Origin of the sequence: Kitasatospora cathayae (genome assembly GCF_027627435.1) — a bacterium.
Classification (GTDB): domain Bacteria; phylum Actinomycetota; class Actinomycetes; order Streptomycetales; family Streptomycetaceae; genus Kitasatospora; species Kitasatospora cathayae.
The window spans coordinates 4,401,344-4,419,385 of sequence record NZ_CP115450.1 but is presented as its reverse complement, the minus strand read 5'-3'; the positions used below and the strand labels follow the sequence as shown (position 1 = coordinate 4,419,385).

At 74.4% G+C, this 18,042-nt stretch carries 13 protein-coding genes; 7 read left to right on the top strand and 6 right to left on the bottom strand.

Features of this window, described 5'->3' with window-relative positions; translation table 11 throughout:
* The first annotated feature begins 65 nt into the window (after positions 1-65).
* Positions 66-758, top strand: a complete 693-nt coding sequence (locus tag O1G21_RS19605; RefSeq protein WP_270145638.1) for a hypothetical protein — start codon at positions 66-68, stop codon at positions 756-758.
* A gap of 55 nt (positions 759-813) precedes the next feature.
* Here the strand turns inward: O1G21_RS19605 and O1G21_RS19600 are convergent, their stop codons facing one another.
* A complete protein-coding gene (locus O1G21_RS19600) occupies positions 814-3,594 on the bottom strand; it encodes a SpoIIE family protein phosphatase (RefSeq protein WP_270145636.1) in 2,781 nt (926 codons plus the stop codon).
* A 279-nt stretch (positions 3,595-3,873) separates the two neighbouring features.
* Here O1G21_RS19600 and O1G21_RS19595 point away from each other — a divergent pair, with 279 nt between their 5' ends.
* From O1G21_RS19595 to O1G21_RS19575, 5 genes are all read left to right on the top strand, one after another.
* Positions 3,874-5,070, top strand: a complete 1,197-nt coding sequence (locus tag O1G21_RS19595) for a rhodanese-like domain-containing protein (RefSeq protein ID WP_270145635.1) — start codon at positions 3,874-3,876, stop codon at positions 5,068-5,070.
* Between the two features lie 125 nt (positions 5,071-5,195).
* Complete coding sequence (locus O1G21_RS19590) at positions 5,196-5,855, top strand: DUF5819 family protein (RefSeq protein ID WP_270145633.1); 660 nt, start codon at positions 5,196-5,198, stop codon at positions 5,853-5,855.
* Between the two features lie 116 nt (positions 5,856-5,971).
* Positions 5,972-7,132 carry an HTTM domain-containing protein gene (locus tag O1G21_RS19585; protein ID WP_405000677.1) on the top strand — a complete coding sequence of 387 codons (1,161 nt, stop codon included), beginning with the start codon at positions 5,972-5,974 and terminating at the stop codon, positions 7,130-7,132.
* A 9-nt stretch (positions 7,133-7,141) separates the two neighbouring features.
* Positions 7,142-9,280, top strand: a complete 2,139-nt coding sequence (locus O1G21_RS19580) for an FUSC family protein (protein WP_270145631.1) — start codon at positions 7,142-7,144, stop codon at positions 9,278-9,280.
* Between the two features lie 63 nt (positions 9,281-9,343).
* On the top strand, positions 9,344-10,093 hold the full coding sequence (locus tag O1G21_RS19575) for a TrmH family RNA methyltransferase (protein WP_270145630.1): 750 nt from the start codon (positions 9,344-9,346) through the stop codon (positions 10,091-10,093).
* A gap of 326 nt (positions 10,094-10,419) precedes the next feature.
* On the opposite strand, the gene O1G21_RS19570 is transcribed toward O1G21_RS19575, so the two are convergent.
* The 4 genes from O1G21_RS19570 to O1G21_RS19555 form a co-directional block, all read right to left on the bottom strand.
* Positions 10,420-11,331, bottom strand: coding sequence for a pyridoxamine 5'-phosphate oxidase family protein (locus tag O1G21_RS19570; protein WP_270145628.1), 912 nt, complete (start codon positions 11,329-11,331; stop codon positions 10,420-10,422).
* A 58-nt stretch (positions 11,332-11,389) separates the two neighbouring features.
* Positions 11,390-11,860, bottom strand: coding sequence for a VOC family protein (locus O1G21_RS19565; RefSeq protein WP_270145626.1), 471 nt, complete (start codon positions 11,858-11,860; stop codon positions 11,390-11,392).
* A 177-nt stretch (positions 11,861-12,037) separates the two neighbouring features.
* Positions 12,038-13,069, bottom strand: a complete 1,032-nt coding sequence (locus tag O1G21_RS19560; protein ID WP_270145624.1) for an XRE family transcriptional regulator — start codon at positions 13,067-13,069, stop codon at positions 12,038-12,040.
* A gap of 316 nt (positions 13,070-13,385) precedes the next feature.
* Positions 13,386-15,551 carry a protease pro-enzyme activation domain-containing protein gene (locus O1G21_RS19555; RefSeq protein WP_270145623.1) on the bottom strand — a complete coding sequence of 722 codons (2,166 nt, stop codon included), beginning with the start codon at positions 15,549-15,551 and terminating at the stop codon, positions 13,386-13,388.
* Between the two features lie 256 nt (positions 15,552-15,807).
* On the opposite strand from O1G21_RS19555, the gene O1G21_RS19550 reads away from it, so the two are divergent.
* Positions 15,808-16,374, top strand: coding sequence for a CGNR zinc finger domain-containing protein (locus O1G21_RS19550; RefSeq protein ID WP_270145621.1), 567 nt, complete (start codon positions 15,808-15,810; stop codon positions 16,372-16,374).
* Between the two features lie 164 nt (positions 16,375-16,538).
* On the opposite strand, the gene O1G21_RS19545 is transcribed toward O1G21_RS19550, so the two are convergent.
* Complete coding sequence (locus tag O1G21_RS19545) at positions 16,539-18,035, bottom strand: FAD-dependent monooxygenase (protein ID WP_270145619.1); 1,497 nt, start codon at positions 18,033-18,035, stop codon at positions 16,539-16,541.
* Positions 18,036-18,042: the final 7 nt, after the last annotated feature.

The window sequence follows — 18,042 nt, the reverse complement described above, 5'->3', positions numbered from 1 at the left end:
TGGCGCTAGCCGGAACGGCCGCTGTCGCCGAGTGGGGAACGTTGTACCTGACGGTCCGGGGCGCGGTGGTGCGGAAGAGGTTCGCCGCGTTCCCGCTGGCCACGGTGGCGACGTTTCTGATCCTGCTGTTCAGCATCGTCCAGCACCTGCCGGGCGGCGAGCGCTTCGTCAACCACATCGGGGTGGTGCGGGCTTCGCTGCCGCTCGACGTCTCGCTGCTGCGGACGCCGCTGTCGCTTTACGTGCCGGCCCTGGACCTGCCGGTCTGGGGGGCGCTGGCCCAGGTGTTCGTGGTCTTCGCGGTCGCCGAGGTCGTGCTCGGCCGGCGGATGACCCTGGTGGTCGCGTACGCGTGCACCCTGGCGGGCACGCTGTTCGCCCGGGTCGGCGTGGCGATCGGGCCGGGCCACGTGTTCGGCTTCCCGAAGTGGGTCGCCTACGTGCGGGACACCGGGCCGTCGGCCGCGGTGGTGGCGCTGGCGATCTGCATCGCGTTCCGCACCCGGGCGTGGTTCACCGCCGCCATGGTGGTGGCGCTGATGGTCGGCGAGGCCGTGTGGCTGCCGAACCTGGCCGGGCTGGAGCACGTGGTCGCGGTGATCACCGCGCTGCTGTTCGCCGTCTCGGTCGAGGTCTTCGGGGACTTCTGGCCGCGGGTGCTGGCCGGGGTCGGCGCCGCCACCTCGGTGGCCACGACCGCCTCCCTGGAGGTCGCGGCGGAGGCCCGGCGCCGTCCGGCGGGGGCCGTCATCCCCTGAGGGTCGCTCCATCTGGCGTGTCGGCCGCGTACCGGGCGTTGCCCGTACGCGGCCGTCACGCGTGCGGGAGGGGCAGCTCGAACCAGACGACCTTGCCCACCGCCTTGCGGGCGGTGCCCCAGCGTTCGGCGAGCTTGGTGACCAGGGTGAGGCCGCGGCCGGTCTCGCCGAGTTGCTCGGCCGGCTCCAGCGAGGGCAGGTTGTGGTTGTCGTCGCTGACCTCGACCAGCAGCTTGTCCACCCGGATCAGCTGGAGCTGCACCCGGTCCCGGGCGACCCGTACGGCGTTCGTGACCAGTTCGCTGACCAGCAGTTCGGTGGTGTCGCTGAGCGCCTCCAGGTGCCAGGCGGCCAGCTGCTCGCGGACCAGCGAACGGGCCCGCCGGACCTCGAGGTGGTCCACGGTGAGGTCCCAGGTGGCCACCTCGGACGGGGCGACCCCGTCGAAGCGGGCCACCAGCAGGGCGACGTCGTCCTTGCGGTCGTCCGAGTGCAGGCGGCGCAGCACCTCGTCGCAGGCCTGCTCGGGGCTCTGCTGCGGGTCGATCAGGTTGCCGCACAGCGCCGCCAGGCCGGCTCCTATGTCCCCGCCCCGGACCTCGACCAGTCCGTCGGTGCACAGCACCAGCATCGAGCCGTCCGAGACGTCGATGGTCTTGGCGACGAACGGCACCCCGCCGACGCCGATCGGCGCGCCGGCCGGGATCTCCAGCAGCTCGCCGGTGCCGTCCGGGTGCACCAGGACGGGCGGGACGTGGCCGGCGCTGGCCAGCTCGCAGGTCCGGTTGATCGGGTCGTAGACCGCGTACAGGCAGGTGGCCAGGTGGTCGTCGCCGAGCTTCTGGGCGAGGTTGTCCAGGTGCCGCAGCAGCTGGCCGGGCGGCAGGTCGAGGGCGGCGAGGGTCTGCATCGCGGTGCGGAAGCGGCCCATCGCGGCGGCCGAGTGGATGCCGTGGCCCATCACGTCGCCGACCACCAGGGCGACCCGGCTGCCGGGCAGCTGGATCGCGTCGAACCAGTCGCCGCCGACCTCGGCCTTCGGATCGCCGGGCAGGTAGCGGTGGGCGATCTGCACGCCGGGGATCTGCGGCGGGCGGGTCGGGATCATCGAGCGCTGCAGGGTGGTGGCGACCCGGGCCTCGGCGCGGTGCAGCCGGGCGTTGTCCAGCGACAGCGCCGCCCGGACCGCGAGCTCCTTGAGGGTGGCGGCGTCGCTCTCGTCGAAGGGGGCGCGGTCCGGCAGCCGGAGCAGCTTGAGGATGCCCAGCACGGTGCCCCGGGCGGACAGCGGGACCACCAGCATCGAGCGGCCGGAGACCACCGGGACCAGCCGGGCGCCGCCGAGGGCGATGGCGTAGTCGACCGCGACGTCCGCGCTGACCACCGGGACCAGCACCGGCTGGTTCAGCTGCAGGGCCATGCCGGGCGGGGTCCGGCGCGGCATGCTGACCAGCGAGCCCTCGGCGAGCACGTGGTCCCAGGCGCCGCCGGTCTCGTTGAAGACCAGGGCGACCCGGCGCAGCATCGTGTCGTCGTCCGGACGGGCGACCGGCAGCTCGGAGTCCGAGATCAGGCCGTCCACGAGGTCCACGCAGGCGAAGTCGGCGACCCGGGGGACCAGCACCTGGCACAGCTCGTGGGCGGTGAAGCCGAGGTCCAGGGTGGTGCCGACCTTGCCGCCCACCTCGTTCAGCAGGGCCAGCTGCTCGCCGGCCTGCCCGTTGGTGAGGAACGGGCTCAGCCGGATGCTCGGCGGCCCCTCGGCAGCGGCGGGGGCGGGGATGGCGCCGGGCGGGGCCTGGTCGGCGCGGCGCGGCGGGAGGCCGTGGGCGGACGGCCCGACGGCGGCGGCCTGCTGCTCGATGGTGGCTCCTCCTCCGGTGGGGGACTGGACGGGCGGGGCGCCGACCGGTCCGCCGAGGACGGCGGTGGGGCGGACGGCGGGGCTGCCCTGGGCGGACTGGTGTTGGACCGGGTCGCGTGGTTCGCGCTGGGCGGGCTCTCGTTGGGCCGGTTCGCGTTGGACCGGCAGCGGGCTCGGGGGACGGCGGCCGGGTGCGGACTGGTCGGGCTGCGGCGGCGGACCGAGCCGGGCGGCGCGCTGCTGGGGCGTCGGGTAGCGGCGGCCCAGGCCGGCGGCCGCGTGGGCGGTGCCGACCTGCGGATCGGAGGGCAGCACCGGCAGCACGGTGGCCGCGTCCAGCCGCAGCGCGGGCAGCCCGCCCAGGGCCGCCGCCTCCCCCAGCGCCGCCCGGTGGGCGGCGGGCAGCAGCCGGGCCAGCGGCTCGGGCAGTTCGGCGGCGGGCGGGGTGAGCGCGGCGGTCAGCCCGTGGAAGCCGCCCCGGGCGGAGGGTGCGGGGGCGAACGGCAGCAGGCGCTCGCCGAGCGCGAGCCGCGGCCCGCCGGTGCGCAGCGGGCGGGCGTCGGCGGCGAGGGCGAGCAGCCCACCGGACGGGCCGGGCAGCGGGTAGGCCCACCAGAGCACGTCGCGCTGGTGCTCCTCGCGGTCGGTCACGGTCAGCCGGCCGGCCCAGGGAAGGCCGGTGGCGGTCAGCCCGGCCAGGGTGTCGAGGGCGTCACAGCGACGGCGTACGGCGCAGCGGCCGAGCAGCCGGGACTCCAGGGCGGGCAGCAGGCCCGAGGCGGGGCGGTCGGTGGCGGCCTCGGCGCGGTGCCCGAACAGCTCCTCGGCGGCCCGGCTCCACTGGGCGATCCGACCGGTCCGGTCGACCAGGATCAGGGCGAGCCGGACGAGGGCGGCCACTCCGGTCGGATGGTCGCCCGGCGCGGTCCCGGCGCCCGCCGGAAGCGGTGTGGAGTTGGACTCGGCCACCATGGATTCGGTCTGCTCCCGCCTGGCCGCCGCGCCTGGGGGCGGCCCTCTCTCCGGAGGAAGGCACGCTGTGCGGATACCAGCGAAGCACGGACCGGGCCGGGCACGACACCGAAACGGGGAGATTCATCAGGATCGGTTGCGTGTCGCGCGTCGCGCGCCGGTTCGTACTCCAGCTTCACCCGGACGGGGCCTTGGAATGCGGCGGTAGGGTGGCAGGCCGGGCCGCCCGTTCGGCGGCCCCGCAGGACCCAGCAGGCCGGACGAGACAGAGGCGAGACCGTGAGCGCGCAGAGCCCCGTCCGCTGGACGGACCCGGAGCAGCAGGAGCTGGAGGAGCGGGTGGCCGCGGCCGAGCTCGCCTGGCTCAGCATGGACGTGGACGTGCAGACCCTGCGGGTCGAGATCGACAACTTCGCGCTGATCCACCACCAGCTGCTCGGCCCGCTCTACGCCCGGCTGGACGAGCTGGAGGCGCTGGTCGCCGAGGCCGTCGCGGCGCGGACCGGTGACCCCGAGGACCTGCGCCGGGCCGCCGAGGCGCGGCAGCGGGTCGAGGAGCTGCCCGACCTGGACGCGCTGTTCGACTCGGTGCGGGAGAAGTCCGGTGAGGGCGAGGACGAGGCCGTCCCGCCGCCGCCCGCCGCACCGGCCCGGGTGCGGCCCGGGAAGGAGGCCCAGCGGATCTACCGCGAGCTGGTCCGCCGCGCCCACCCGGACCTGACCACCGACGGGGCCGAGCAGCAGCGCCGGGCGGACTTCCTGGTCCGGGTCAACGAGGCCTACGCGTACGGGGACACCGCCGCGCTGGAGAGCCTGGCCGCCGAGTGGTCCACCGCGCCGGAGGCCGCGCCCGCCGTCGACTCCCCCGACCGGCTGGGCTGGCTGCGCCGCCGGCTGGACTGGCTGACCGCCAAGATCGCCGAGACCGCCACCGAGCAGGTCCGGCTGGAGCGGACCCCGATGGGCCAGCTGCTCGCCCTCGCCCCGCAGGACCCGGACCGGTTGCTGGAGCAGCTCGCCGAGGAGCTGCTCGCCAAGGCCGCCGCCCAGCAGGCCGAGCTGGAGCGGCTGCTCGGTGATCGGGCCCCGGGCCCCGGCCCGGTGGGCGACAATGGCACCGACCCGACCCGACCCCAGGAGAGCCACACGATGTTCGCGCAGATCCCCACCACCGACGCCGCCTCCGTACCGGCCGACGCCGCCCTGCTGGACGTGCGCGAGCAGGACGAGTGGGACGCCGGCCACGTGGACGGCGCGCTGCACATCCCGATCGGCGAGGTGATCGCCCGGATCGGCGAGCTGCCGGACGAGAAGCTGTACGTGCTCTGCCGGGTCGGCGGCCGTTCCGCGCAGGTCGTCCAGTACCTGGTGCAGCAGGGCCGGGACGCGGTGAACGTGGACGGCGGGATGTACGCCTGGGAGGGCGCGGGCCGTCCGATGGTCAGCAGCAGCGGTCAGGCCGCCTTCGTCCTGTAGCGGCTCGTGAGGGGATAGGGCCTCGCCCGGCGCCTCGCCGCGCCCGCCCGGGGGCGGGTAGGGCAGGATGGGCGCCGCGACGCGCCGGTGTCGGCCGGCGGCGCGCCGATCGGGCGGGGGAGGCCATGACGGAGACCACGGACCGGGCCGCGCCCGGACGCGTCTGGTCCGGGCCCGCGCAGCTCGTCCTCGGCCTGGCCGCCGCGGCGCTGGTCAGCGGCACCGGGCTGTTCCTCGCCGCGGTGTTCCTGCACGTCGCGCCCGACAACGTGCTGTCCCGGCAGTACCGGGACGAGGTGGACGGGGTGGTGTACCCGGAGTTCGAGCAGAACTGGAAGCTGTTCGCCCCCAATCCGCTGCAGCAGAACATCAGCCTGGACGCCCGGGTGCGCACCGTCGCGGACGGCGGCGCCACCCGGACCCACGGCTGGATCGGGCTGACCGCCCGGGACCTCGCCGCGATCCGGGGCAACCCGGCGCCCAGCCACGTCGACCAGAACCTGCTGCGCCGAGCCTGGGACTTCTACGACGGCTCGCACGACCCGCAGGACGAGAAGCCGACCAATCCGCGCGGCAGGCTCGCCGAGCAGTACCTCAAGCGGATCGCGCTGCAGCGGATCGGCCGGGAGGTGGACGGCGAGCGCGTCCTGGAGATCGAGTTCCGGGTGACCTCGGCCACCGTGTCGCCGCCGTCCTGGAGCGGTGAGGCCGGGCCGCCGGCGCCCAAGGTGCGGGAGCTGCCGTGGTGGCCGGTCGGGGACGAGGACTACCGGGGGTTGGGGTGAACGGGGCGTCGGCGGAGCCGGCCGGGGCGGTCGAGCTCGGAGGCGTGCCGCGGCAGGGCGGGCAGCCGCCGGGTGCTGTGGCGTCGCCCGCGCCGGTGGTGCCGCCTGATCCGGTGGTGCCGCCTGCGCCGGGGCCGGCGCGCGGGCCGGTGGCGGTCTTCGGGCGGGCGATGGAGGCGTTCAGCGGGCGGGTGCTCGGACGGCACCAGGCCGCGGTGGTGCGGATCGGCTTCGGGCTGGTCTGGCTCGCCTACCTGCTGCGGGAGTGGCCCAACCGGCGGGTGCTGTACGGCGACCGCGCGCCCTGGTCGATGGAGCTCGCCGGGCGGCTGCTCGCCGATGACGGGGCGTTCACCGTGCTGCCCTGGTTCGGCGGGCGGCTCTGGTTCGAGCTGGTCTACCACCTGGCCGTGCTGGCCGCCCTGGCGGTGCTGCTGGGCTGGCGGACCAGGGCGAGCACGGTGCTGTTCCTGGTCACCGTGCTGTCGCTGCAGAACCGCGACGTCCTCCTCGGCGACGGCGGGGACAACGTCGTCCACCTGATGGCGATCTACCTGGTCTTCACCCGCTGCGCCGAGGTCTGGTCACTGGACGCCCGGCGGTCCGGGCCGGGGCGCGGCGGGGTGGTGCTCTGGGCGCTGCTCGGCGCGGCGCTGGCGGTCTGTCAGGCCGGTGACTTCTCCGGCGACAGCCTGACCTGGACCTCCCCGGCCTTCCCGTACCTCGGCTGGGCGCCGCTGTTCTGGGGGCTCTGGGCGGTGGCCGGCCTCTGGTGGGCGCTCGGCCGGCTGCGGCCGGCGGGCGAGCCGCGGGCGGTGCTCGACGCGCTGGCGAACATGGTGCACAACTGCGCGATGCTGGTGATCGCCGCCGAGGTGGTGCTGGTCTACGCCACGGCCGGCTGGTACAAGGTGCAGGGCTCGCGCTGGCAGGACGGCACGGCGCTGTACTACCCGCTGCACCTGGACTACTTCACCCCCTGGCCGGGCCTGTCCGGGCTGGTCGGCTCGGCGCTGCTGCCGGTCTTCCTGATCTCGTACGGCACGGTGGTCCTGCAGGTCGCCTTCCCGTTCACGCTGATGAACCGGCGGGTCAAGAACGTGCTGCTGGTGGTGATGATGGCCGAGCACCTGGGGATCGCGGTGGTGCTCGGGCTGCCGGTTTTCTCGCTCGCGATGGTCGCGGCGGACGCGGTGTTCCTGCCGACCGGTGCGTTGCTGTGGGCGGCGGCACGGCTCGGGCGGCTGTGGCGAAGGGTCAGCAGGTCAGCGGCCTAGGATGGCGGTATGTCCTGGTTCGCCGCTCTTCGTGACACCGCGCGGACCGGACTCACCCTGGACCGGGCGCTGACCGACCCCAAGCGGGCGCTGCGCGGCGCGCTCGCCGTGGCGCTGGTGCTCTTCCCCACGCTCGCCCTCGGCGGGGTCGCACTCGCCACCTCGGCCGCGATGGGCGCCTTCATCGCCGGCGCGGCCACCTTCCAGCGCAGCTTCCGGCCCCGCGCCAGCCTGGCCGTCGCGGCCGGGGTCGGGCTCGGGGTCAGCTCCTTCCTCGGCTACCTGGCCGTCGGGGTGTACGGGCTCTTCCCGGTGCTGCTCGCGCTGTGGGCGTTCGGGGCCGGGCTCGCCTGGGCGATCGGGCCGACCGCCGGGGTGGTCACCGCCAACACCCTCTCGGTGATGCTGATCGTGGTCCAACTCCCGGTCAGCGTGACCACCGCGCTCGGCCACGGGCTGGTCGCCTCGTTCGGCGGGGTCGTCCAGGCCGCCGTCATCACCTTGTGGCCGATCGGCAGTTGGACCGCCCAGCGGGACGCCCTCGCCGACACCTACGCCGAACTCGCCGACTACGCCCGCCGGTTGCGGCAGGATCCGACCGCGCACGTGGACCCGGAGCCCTTCATGACCGCCCGACAGGCCTCCGCCGTGACCCCCTGGCAGGACCGCCACCGGCCGCCCGAACTGCGCGGTCTGCGCGGCATCGCCGAACGCATCCGCCCCACCCTCGCCGCGCTCGCCGACCCCAAGGTGGGCGCCCCGGCGGAGGGGCCGGAGCGCGACCGGGCGCGCGAGGTGCTGGCAGCGGCCGCCGAGGTGATGGACGCCCTCGCCCGGGCGGTCCGCACCGGCGACCCGGTACGGCTCTCCCCCAGCCTCCGGCCGGGGGTACCCCCACCGCTCGGCGCCACGCTCACCCTGGTCCGGCCGGAGGAGGGCGCGCGGCTCCAGGGCGCGGCCCGGCGCTCCGCCCGGCGGCTGGGCGGGTTGCTGCGCAAGGCCGCGGACACGCTGGACCGCAGCGACGAGGACACCATCACCACGCCCGTGGTCGGGGCCGGCGGGGCACTGCACAAGCCGTCGATCTCCCGGATGCTGCCGGTCGCGCTGCGGGCCGTACGACGGCAGCTGCAGCCGCGCTCGGCGATCTCCCAGCACGCCGTCCGGCTGTCCGGGGTGGTCACCGTCGCCTACCTGGTGGCCCGGCTGGCCGGGTTCCACCACGGGTACTGGGCGCCGATGACCGCCGCGATGGTGATGCGGCCGGACTTCGCCCAGACCTACAGCCGGGGCGTCGCCCGGCTGGCCGGGACGGTGGTCGGGGTCGCGGTCTCGACGTTGGTGGTGCAGCTCACCCACCCCGGCCAGTGGGTGCTCGCCGCGCTGGCCGTGCTGTGCATCGGCGGGGCGTACCTGGCGTTCCGGACCGGGTACGCGCTGACGACCGTCGGGATCTCGACGTACGTGGTGTTCCTGCTCGGGCTGCAGGCGGGGAACCCGCTGGAGACGGCCTTCGAACGGGTGGGGATGACTTTGCTCGGCGGGTCGCTGGCGCTGCTGACGTACGCGCTGTTCCCCACCTGGCAGACCGCCCGGCTCGGGGAGCGGCTCGCCGAGTGGCTGGCGGCGGCCGGGCGGTACGCGGCGGCGGTGGTCGCCTGTTACGAGCAGCCGGCGAGGCCGCGCGGGCGGGTCGTGCGGTCGGCGCTGCTGGACTCGCGGGAGGCGCGGTCCGAGCTCATCCAGGCCATGCAGCGGGCCGACGCCGAGCCGGGGCGGCACGAGTCCGGGCTGGCCGGGGTCACCCGGCGCCAGATCGACCGGGCCCGGGCCGCCGTCGGGCACCTCGGCCGGGCGGCCGTGCTGCTGGAGGCGCACCTGCCGGCCGCCGACGCCGATCCGGTGCCGGGGGCGGCGGAGTACGCGGAGGAGCTCCAGCTGGCCACGGCGCTCGCGGCGGGGGCGCTGCTGACCGGGCGGCCGGTGGAGTTCGGCGCGGTGCGGGCGGCGCAGGAGCGGTTGGAGGAGCAGCTGGCGAAGGGGGCGGCGGGAGTGCAGCGGGATGTCGTGCGGGCGGGGACGCGGTTGGTGGGGGTCGCCTTGCGGGACCTGGAGCGGGCCCTGCGGGGGAGTTCGGAGGGGCGGTAGGGGGGTTGGTGTGGGCACGCCCGCTCGGAGGGGGTGGGGGGCGCGAGTGGCAGAGTGGGCGGCATGGATGACGAGGTGGTGCGGGCGTGGCGGGTGGCCGAGCGGGAGCCGGGGGCGGTGCTGCTGGACGGGTTCCATCCGTTGAAGCACGCGCTGCGGTTCGGGGGTGAGGTCCGGCGGGTGCTGACGGCGGATCGGGGGGCGTTGCTGGCGTTGGCGGGGGAGCTGGCGCCGGATGTGGTGGCGGCGTTGGACCGGTTGGCGGTGGAGCTGCCGGAGGAGCGGTTGCGGGGGTTGGCGCCGCGGTTGCATCCGACCGGGGTGATCGCGTTGGCGGTGCGGCCGTCCGTGGCGGCGAACCGGGCGGCGTTGGGGCGGCGGCCGCGGCGGGCGCCGGTGGTGGTGCTGGAGAATCCGCGCAATCTGGGCAACGTCGGGGCGGTGATCCGGTTGGCGGCCGGGTTCGGGGCGACCGGGGTGGTGACCACGGGGGAGCTCGATCCGTGGCACCCGACGGTGCTGCGGGGCAGTGCGGGGCTGCACTTCGCCACCGCTGTGGAGCGGGTGACGTTGCCGGAACTGCCGGAGGGGCCGCTGTACGTGCTGGATCCGGAGGGGACGGACATCCGGGAGCTGCCGTTCCCGGACGATGCGCTGCTCGCTTTCGGCACCGAGCGGCACGGGGTGTCGGCGGAGCTGAAGGCGCGGGCCGATCGGCTGGTGGCGGTGCCGATGCAGCCGGGGGTGTCCAGTTTCAACCTGGCGACCAGTGTGGCGATGGGGCTGTTCCACTGGATGTCCGGCAAGCGCTGAGGCGCGGCCCCGGGCAGGGGCCCTCGGCCGGTCAGGAGAAGAGGGCGCGCCAGGCGTCCGGGCCGGGGATGCCGTCGGCCTCGCTGCCGCGCCAAGCCTGCGGTCTTCCCGGTCGGCGCCTGACGGCGTGACAGGAGGGCCCTTCCCGGGCCGGTTCCGCGTGTTATCGGGACCAAAGTCCCAAAGCGGGCGGGGTGTGGCGCGGCGGATTGCGCCGGACGGGTGAGGACCCTCCCCCAGCCTTCGGCCGGGAGGTACCCCCAGGGCTTCCGGGCGTGGCGCTGGTGGGCGGGAACGGCAGGAGATCGTAGGGACCTGAGGGGTGATCAGCGCGGGTTGGCGGGCGAGTACTCCGGATCGGTCCAGGTCAGCGGGGTGGCGTCGGCGAGTTCGCGGACGCCGGTGACGGTCAGTTCGACCATCCGCTCGGCGCCCGGGGCGGCCTCCCGGGCCTCCTCGGACCAGTCGGTGCGGGCCTCGCCGGTGATCAGCAGCGCCCCGCCGGTCTCCCAGTCGGGCAGCAGCAGGCCGGCCCGCGGGTCCAGCTCCAGGTTCCCGAGCGTCATGAACATCGCGTTGCCGTGGTACTCGGGCCAGCGCACCCGGTCCGGCGCCACCGCCTCCAGGAAGCCGGGGAAGCCGCCGCGGTGCGAGGCGTCCACCCGGCCGTCCGGGCCTGCGGTCGCGATGAAGAAGGTGTCCGAGGTGTTCACGGCGAGCCGCTGCGCGGTGGACAGGGCCGGGCCGGCGGCGACGGTGCGGGGCAGGCCCGCGCCCGGGCGGTCCAGCGGGGTGCGGCGCTGGATGTACTTCGGGCAGTTGGACACCACCTCCTCGGCGTGGACCAGCAGCCCGCCCCGGCCGTCCGGCGCCGAGCGGCCGTTGAGCCGCATCCGGCGGCGGCCGGCCGGGTCCAGGGCGATGGTGCCGACCTGCGCGGGCCGGGCCAGTGCCTCGGCCAGCGGATCGGCCTCGGCCGGGCGGGCGGCGACCGTCATGGTGCGCTCGTCCGCGGCCTGCAGGAAACCGGCCGGGCCGGACAGCTGGGTGGCCCAGACCCGGCCGTCCGGGTCGGCGGCACCGACCACCAGCATCCGCCGCTCGGTCAGGAAGCGGGCGGCCACCGCCGGGACGGTGCTGCGGATCGACCGGCCGGCGTGGTCGGCCCGGTCGGTCACCCCGGCGCGGGCCTGGGCGGTCCGCTCACCGGAGTGGTAGGGCGTGCTGATGGTCGTCATGGTGTGCTCCCCCGTGGTTCACCAGGTGCGCCGGCTCGGGATGGGTGAGAGGCGTGGTTTAGAAGAAGCCGCAGGTCGGGGCGCCGGTGATGGGGGCGTCGGCGGTGGTCTCGTCCACCCCGGTGCGGGTGTAGATCTCCAGTCGGATGCCGTCCGGGTCGCTGAAGAAGATGCCGCCGGAGGCGGAGCCCTCGCCGTGCGGGACGACGCCGTCGTAGGCGAACTCGGCGCCCAGCTCGCGCAGCAGGTTCTCGGTGGCGCGGACCTCGTCGAGGCTCTCCACCTCGAAGGAGAGGTGGTGCAGGCCGGGGGTGGCGGTGGAGAAGGCGCCGGTGCTCTGCTGCCAGAGCGTGACCACCAGGCGGCCGTCCCGGCCGAGCATGGCGTAGCGGCGCTCGGGGTCGGTGCCCTCGTGGGCGAGCTGGAGGCCGAGGACGGCGCGGTAGAAGTCGATCGAGCGGTTCAGGTCGGTGACGTTCAGGCCCACGTGGCCGGTCTTCAGGGTGCGGAGCAGGGTGGTGCTGGACATGCCTGGTCACTCCCGGGGCTGGGGCTTCCGGCGAGGCTCCTGCCTAACCGGTGTTCATGAGGTTAGGGGTTAGGTGATGCACCGTCAACCAGTACTCAGGCATGAAGTGGTTAGGTTTTGGGTGTGGGAACGCGAAAGCCCCGCCGGATGGTCCGGCGGGGCTCGGCGGGCGAAGGATCAGGCCCACTCCCAGCGGATGCCGATGTGGCCCGGCTGCTGGTCGGGTGAGAGGACGTGGGCGCTCGCCGAGGCACCGATCCACAGCTGCTCGCGGCGGTGGTCGACGTCGGCGCCCGGCTCGCGGTCGTAGCGCTCGCAGTGCGCCGGGACGGCCGCCGGGTCGAAGTGCACCTGGAGCACGTACTCGCGCACCTGGGTGGCGAAGCGGCGGCTGTACTCCAGGGTCGGGCCGCCCGGCGGGATCTCCACCTCGTACTCGAAGACCGTGCTGTCGCCGAGCCCGAGCGGGCGGTCCAGCATCAGCTCGGCGACGGTCAGCCCGGACTCCGGGCGGCGGCGGACCCGGCCGAGCCGGCCGTGCCGCACCGAGGTGATCTCCGGGCAGCCGGTGGCCTCCTCGTCGGCCTTGTGCACGACCATGCAGCGGCCGACGCCGCCGACCGTGGCGCGCACCACCTGGCGCATCCGCAGCAGGTTGCCGCGCCGCTGGGCGTCCACGTAGTACGAGTCGTGGATGCTGAGCCGCTCCAGCTCGCCGGCCGGCGGGGCGTCCAGCTCGGCGAAGATGGCGGCGATCTCCTGCTCGCCCGGCCAGACGTCCTCCAGTCCGAGGTGCAGGGTGCTGGCGGCGGCGGCCCAGCGGCCGCGCGGGCGCGGCGGGCCGAGCAGCGAGGAGAGCGCGCTGTGCGGCAGGCCGAGCAGCTCCTCCAGCAGGTGGACGGCGCGCAGCGAGCTGGCCCGCTCGGGCTGGCTGCGACCGCGGCGCCAGTAACTCAGCGTCGTGACGCTGACCCTGACGCCACGTTTGGCCAGGGCGGCGCGGATCCGGTCCAGGCTGAGCCCGCTGGCCTCGATGGCCAGGTGCAGGGCGTCCGCGAAGCCGCCGGCCGGGGCGGGACGACCGGCGGACGGCGCGGGGGCCGTCGGGGCCGGGACGGGGGACGGCGCGGGCACGGGTGGATCGGGACGCTCCGTACGCGATCCGACCAGCCGCAGCCGCGCGGCGTCCTGAGGTTGCTGTGCGGCCATGCGGTGACCCTCCCCACCAGGTGAGTTCGGTGGCACCGGGCCGACGCCGGGGTGCGCCGTCAGCGGCTTCACCGAGCTTTGGGGAACCCTATGCACGGTCGAGAGGCTACGTCATCAGTCGTGCGTATGACAGTGGTCACGGCAGGTGGACCGGAGGGTTAGCGATCTTGAAACAGTCCGGAAACACGGCCGGAACGCGAGCCGGGGGGCGGGGGAGCGGGCGGAAACGGACACCGCCGGGGCGGGCCCTGTGGCGCCGCCCCGGCGGGGGTCTGGGTGGTGCTACCTGCGGTTACCCAGTGCCGTCAGCCGGTGATCACTTGACGTTCAGCGCGACGTCGTCGATCACGAAGCTGGTCTGGTTGGAGCCGTCCTCGGTGCCGGTGAACTTGAGGGTCACGGTCTGGCCGGCGAAGGAGGTCAGGTCCACGGTCTGCTGCACGTAACCGGCGGCCGCGTTCACGTTGGACCAGGTCTTCAGCTTGGTGCCGTTGGCCTGCAGGGTCAGCGTGTCGTACGCGGTGCTGCCGGTCTCCGCGGTGTCGATGTGCAGCCAGAAGGTGAGGGTCGCGGAGGCGCAGCCGGTCGGGACCGAGACGGTCTGCGACAGGGTGTCGGTGTGGGTGCTGCCGTAGCCGTCCAGCCAGGCCTTCCAGCTGCCCGAGTGGGCCGGCTGCGAGCTGCTGTTGTCGACGACGCCCGAGGAGGTGGTCCACGGGGCGGCGGTGCCGGTCTCGAAGCCGCCGTTGCCGATCAGCTGGGCGGCGGTGCAGCCGCCGGTGGGCGGCGGGGTGGTGCCGCTGCTGCCGAGCAGGGCGGTGGTCAGGGCGTCGGCGACCGGGGAGCCCCAGCCGGTGACCTGGTCGTAGCCGGCCTTGGCGGAGAAGTCCTGGTTGGCGCCGGTGGTCACGTCGTGGAAGGTGCTGCCGTAGCTGCTGCTGTTCGCGACCGAGTACAGCTTCGGGCTCGCCTCGCCGAGGGCGGACTGACCGGCGGCCTTGGCCTTCTGGTTGAACTGGGCGGCGTAGCCGGACCACAGCGGCGCGGCCGCGCTGGTGCCGCCGTAGACCTGCCAGCCACCGGCCGTGTAGATCGAGAAGCCGCTGGCCGGGTCGGCGTTGGAGGCGACGTCCGGGACGGTGCGCATGGTGCCGCTGACGCCGGTGCCGGTCTGCCAGCTCGGCTTGCTGAACACGGTGGAGACGCCGCCGCCGGCGGTGCTCCAGGCGCTCTCCGAGGAGTAGGTGTTGCTGCTGCCGACCTTGAGGTTGGTGCCGCCGACACCGGTCTGGTGCGGGCTGGACGCCGGGAAGTCGACGGCCTTGACGGTCGAGCCGCTGGTGGAGCGGGTGCAGTCGCGCGAGCCGTCGTCGCCGGAGGCGGAGAAGATCGAGATGCCCTGGGCGGCGGCCTGCTTGAAGGCGTTGTCGACGGCCGTCATCGAGGCGGCGGTGGTGTCCGGCTCGCAGGAGCCCCAGGAGATCGAGATGACCGAGGCCTTGTTGTCGGCCACGATCTTGTTGGCCATGTCGATCTCGCCCTGGTCGTTGTTCGGGGCCTCGTAGACCAGCTGGGTGGCCTTGGGGGCCGCGCCGCGGACGATCTCGCTGTCCAGCTCGACCTCGCCCTGGCCCTGGCCGGGGGCGGAGTCGTAGTTGGCGCCGTCCACCGAGACGGTGGTGACGGCCGGGCCGGTCAGGCCGAACTGCGAGTCGTAGGTGGTCAGGTTGGACGACTGGTAGCCGTCGAACTCCCAGAGGGCGACCGTCGTGCCGGTGCCGTCGGCGCCGGTCTTGTTCAGGTTGTAGGCGCCGTCGTACTGGGCCGGGCTCATGCCGCTCGGGGTGGCGGTGGCGGCGTTCGGGGTGACCGCGTTCGGCTTGGCCAGGTGGGTCTTGCGCACCGCGTGGTTGTCCAGGCCGCTCACGCCCTGGACCACGGAGGCCAGGTCGGCGGGGATCGAGGCGGCGGCGTCGTTGGCGAAGAACGCGCGCTGCAGCTGCGGGTCCAGGTAGGAGCTCTCGTGGGTGCCGAAGGCCTGCGAGATCTGCGCGGTGGTGCCGTGGGCGGTGACCACCTGGCGGTTGGCGCTCACGTCGGCGACGGTCAGGCCCTGCGCGGTCAGGTACGCCTTGACCTGGTCGACGTCCTGCTGGGTCGGGCCGAACCGCGCGGTGAACTGTTCCGGCGTCAGGTACTTGCCGAACTCCGGCGCGCCGGGCGTGGCGACCGCGGTGAGGAAGCGGTCCAGGGCGTCGGAGTTGCGCAGCTTGAGGCTGACGGCCACCGAGATCTGCTGCTCGGCGGGGACGTCGCCCTTCTTCTCCGAGTGGGCCACCGCCGGGTTCACGGTGTTCGGCAGGGCGACGCGCGGGGTGGCGTGCGGGACGGGTGCGGCCTGTGCGGCGGAGACGCCGAGCGAGACGGCGGTCAGCGGCAGCACGGCTATCGCCGCGGCGAGTGCGAGGGTGCGGGGGCGCAACGGATCCTCCTCTGGCCGGCTGTGGGGGCCGGCAAGGGGCCAGGCGTTCCGGGGTCGTGAACGCTGGCTAGAACATGACAGAACAACTGCTCGAGATGTCCCATGTCCAAGCAATTCGTTGCTAAAAAACAGTCAACTGTGGAGCGCCGTAAATCCGGTGATTCCATACAGTGAATGGCCGGAATTCCGGACACGGTCCATACCAATTCACGGCGCGGGGCGCGGCCGTAGAATCGAACGGAGCCGAGGGAGAGCGATGACTGACGTGATGCCGGACCCGAGGGACCACCGACCGCTGATCGGCGAGCCGCTGGCGCTCGATCTGCTCAACACCCGCTGGGCCGGAACGCCCGTCAACGACGCGCTCACCGGCGTCGAACAGTACGGGATCTGGCTGTCCAGCAACGGGCTGAGCGGGCGCTGCACGGCCGACGAGGCGGGGCTGGCGGCGATCCGGCAGGCCCGCGAGGCGATCGAGCTGGCCGCCCAGGACGCGCGTGAGCAGGGCGAGTTGGGCGCGGCGGCGCGGGACGGGCTGGACGCGGTGCTGGCGCACGGACGGATCCGGCGGACGGCCGGACCGGGCGGGGCGGCGGACCGGGTCGAGGCGGACGGGCCGGAGTGGCTGGCGCCGTGGCTGGCGGCGGACGACTTCCTCGCGCTGCTCGGGCAGGGTGCTCACCGAGTGAAGCAGTGCGCACACGAGGCGTGCATTCTGCATTTCTTCGACGCCTCGCAGAACGGGCGCCGGCGGTGGTGCCGGATGGCGGTCTGCGGGAACCGGGCGAAGGCGGCGCGGCACTACGTGAAGGCGCGGAGTTAACGGACGACCGAACGAAGGGTCGGCGGGGCGCGGCGCCGTGCGGCGGTCCGGGAAGGGCGGCCGGGGCGCTCGGGTGCCGGTCGGCGTCTTCCGCAACGCGCGGTTCCCGCGCCCCTCTTCGGGGCGCGGGAACCGGGTGGGACGGCGGACGGGCTGAGCCGGGGTCAGGCCTCGGTGGCGGTGCCCAGCCAGGTGGTGAGGGCCTCGCGGAGTTCGCCCTGGCCGGGGTCGACGGCGGCCCAGGCGACGTAGCCGTCCGGGCGGATCAGCAGCACGGTGTCCGCCAGCTTGCCGTGCGGGTCGGCCGGGGCGGCGCAGACCAGGCGGTCCGCCCAGGGCTCGACGGCGGTCAGCTCGTCATTGCTGACCAGGACGAACTTCCCGGCGCGCAGCGCCTCGTAGAGCCGCTCGGGGGCGGCCGGGGCGTCCTCGGCGGGCTTGCTGAGCGCGGTCAGCCGCAGGTCCGGGACGCGCTTGCCGACCTGCGGGTGGGCGCCCTTGGGGGCGGGGTAGGAGATCTCGATGCCGGAGACCATCCGGGCGCCGCGCTCGGTGAGCAGGTCGAGGTGGCCGCCGATCGCGGTGAGCGCCCCGCGCAGGGCGCGGGTGGGGGCGGACTCGGCGAGGGCGATCCGGATCAGTGCGCCGGAGGTGCGCAGCACCGTTCTGGCGACCGGGTGCCGTTCGCCCTGGTAGGTGTCGAGCAGCGCGTCGGTGGCCCGGCCCCGGAGGGCGGCGGCGAGCTTCCAGGAGAGGTTGGCGGCGTCCTGGAGGCCGGTGTTCATGCCCTGGCCGCCGGCCGGGGAGTGGCAGTGGGCGGCGTCGCCGGCCAGGAAGACCCGGCCGGAGCGGTAGTTGGGGGCCTGGCGCTCGTCGCTGTGGAAGGTGGAGCTCCACCGCACGTCGTGCAGGCCGTAGTCCTCGCCCTGGGTGGCCTGGACGATCGCGGTGAGCTGCTCGGGGGCGGGGGTGGCGCCGTCCGCGTGCTGCTCGTTGCGGTCCCAGGCGATGACCCGGTACCAGCCGTCGCCGAACGGGACGACGAAGGAGAAGCCGGCCTTGTTGGCGCCGACGGCGATCGCGTCGGCGGGCTCGCGCTCCAGCCGGACGTCGGCGAGCATAACGGAGTCGACCACGGACTCGCCGGGGAAGGGGATTCCGAGCAGCTCGCGGACGGCCGAGCGGACGCCGTCGGTGCCGACCGCGTAGCGGGCGCGGTGGGTCCGCCCGTCGCCGGTCTCCAGGGTGACGCGCTCGGCGTCCTGGCGCAGCCCGGTGACCTCGGCGCCGCGCAGGATCACGGCGCCGGCCCGTTCGGCGCGCTCCTGGAGCAGCCGTTCGACGTTGTACTGCGGGGTGATCAGGACGAACGGGAAGCGGCTGGGCAGCGAGCCGAAGTCGATCCCGAGCCGGTTCATCATCCTCAGTCCGCTGAGCGGGCGGCCGGTGGCGATCAACTCGTCGGCGAGGCCGCGGGCGTCCAGCAGTTCCAGGCTGCGGGCGTGCACGGCGAAGGCCCGGGTGAGGTTGGACTCGGAGGCGCGCTTCTCCAGGACGGTGACGCCGACCCCGGCGGCGGCGAGGTCGCCGGCCAGCAGCAGTCCGGTCGGTCCGGCGCCGACGACGATGACGTCGGTTTCGGTGGTCGGCTTCACGGTCATGTATCAG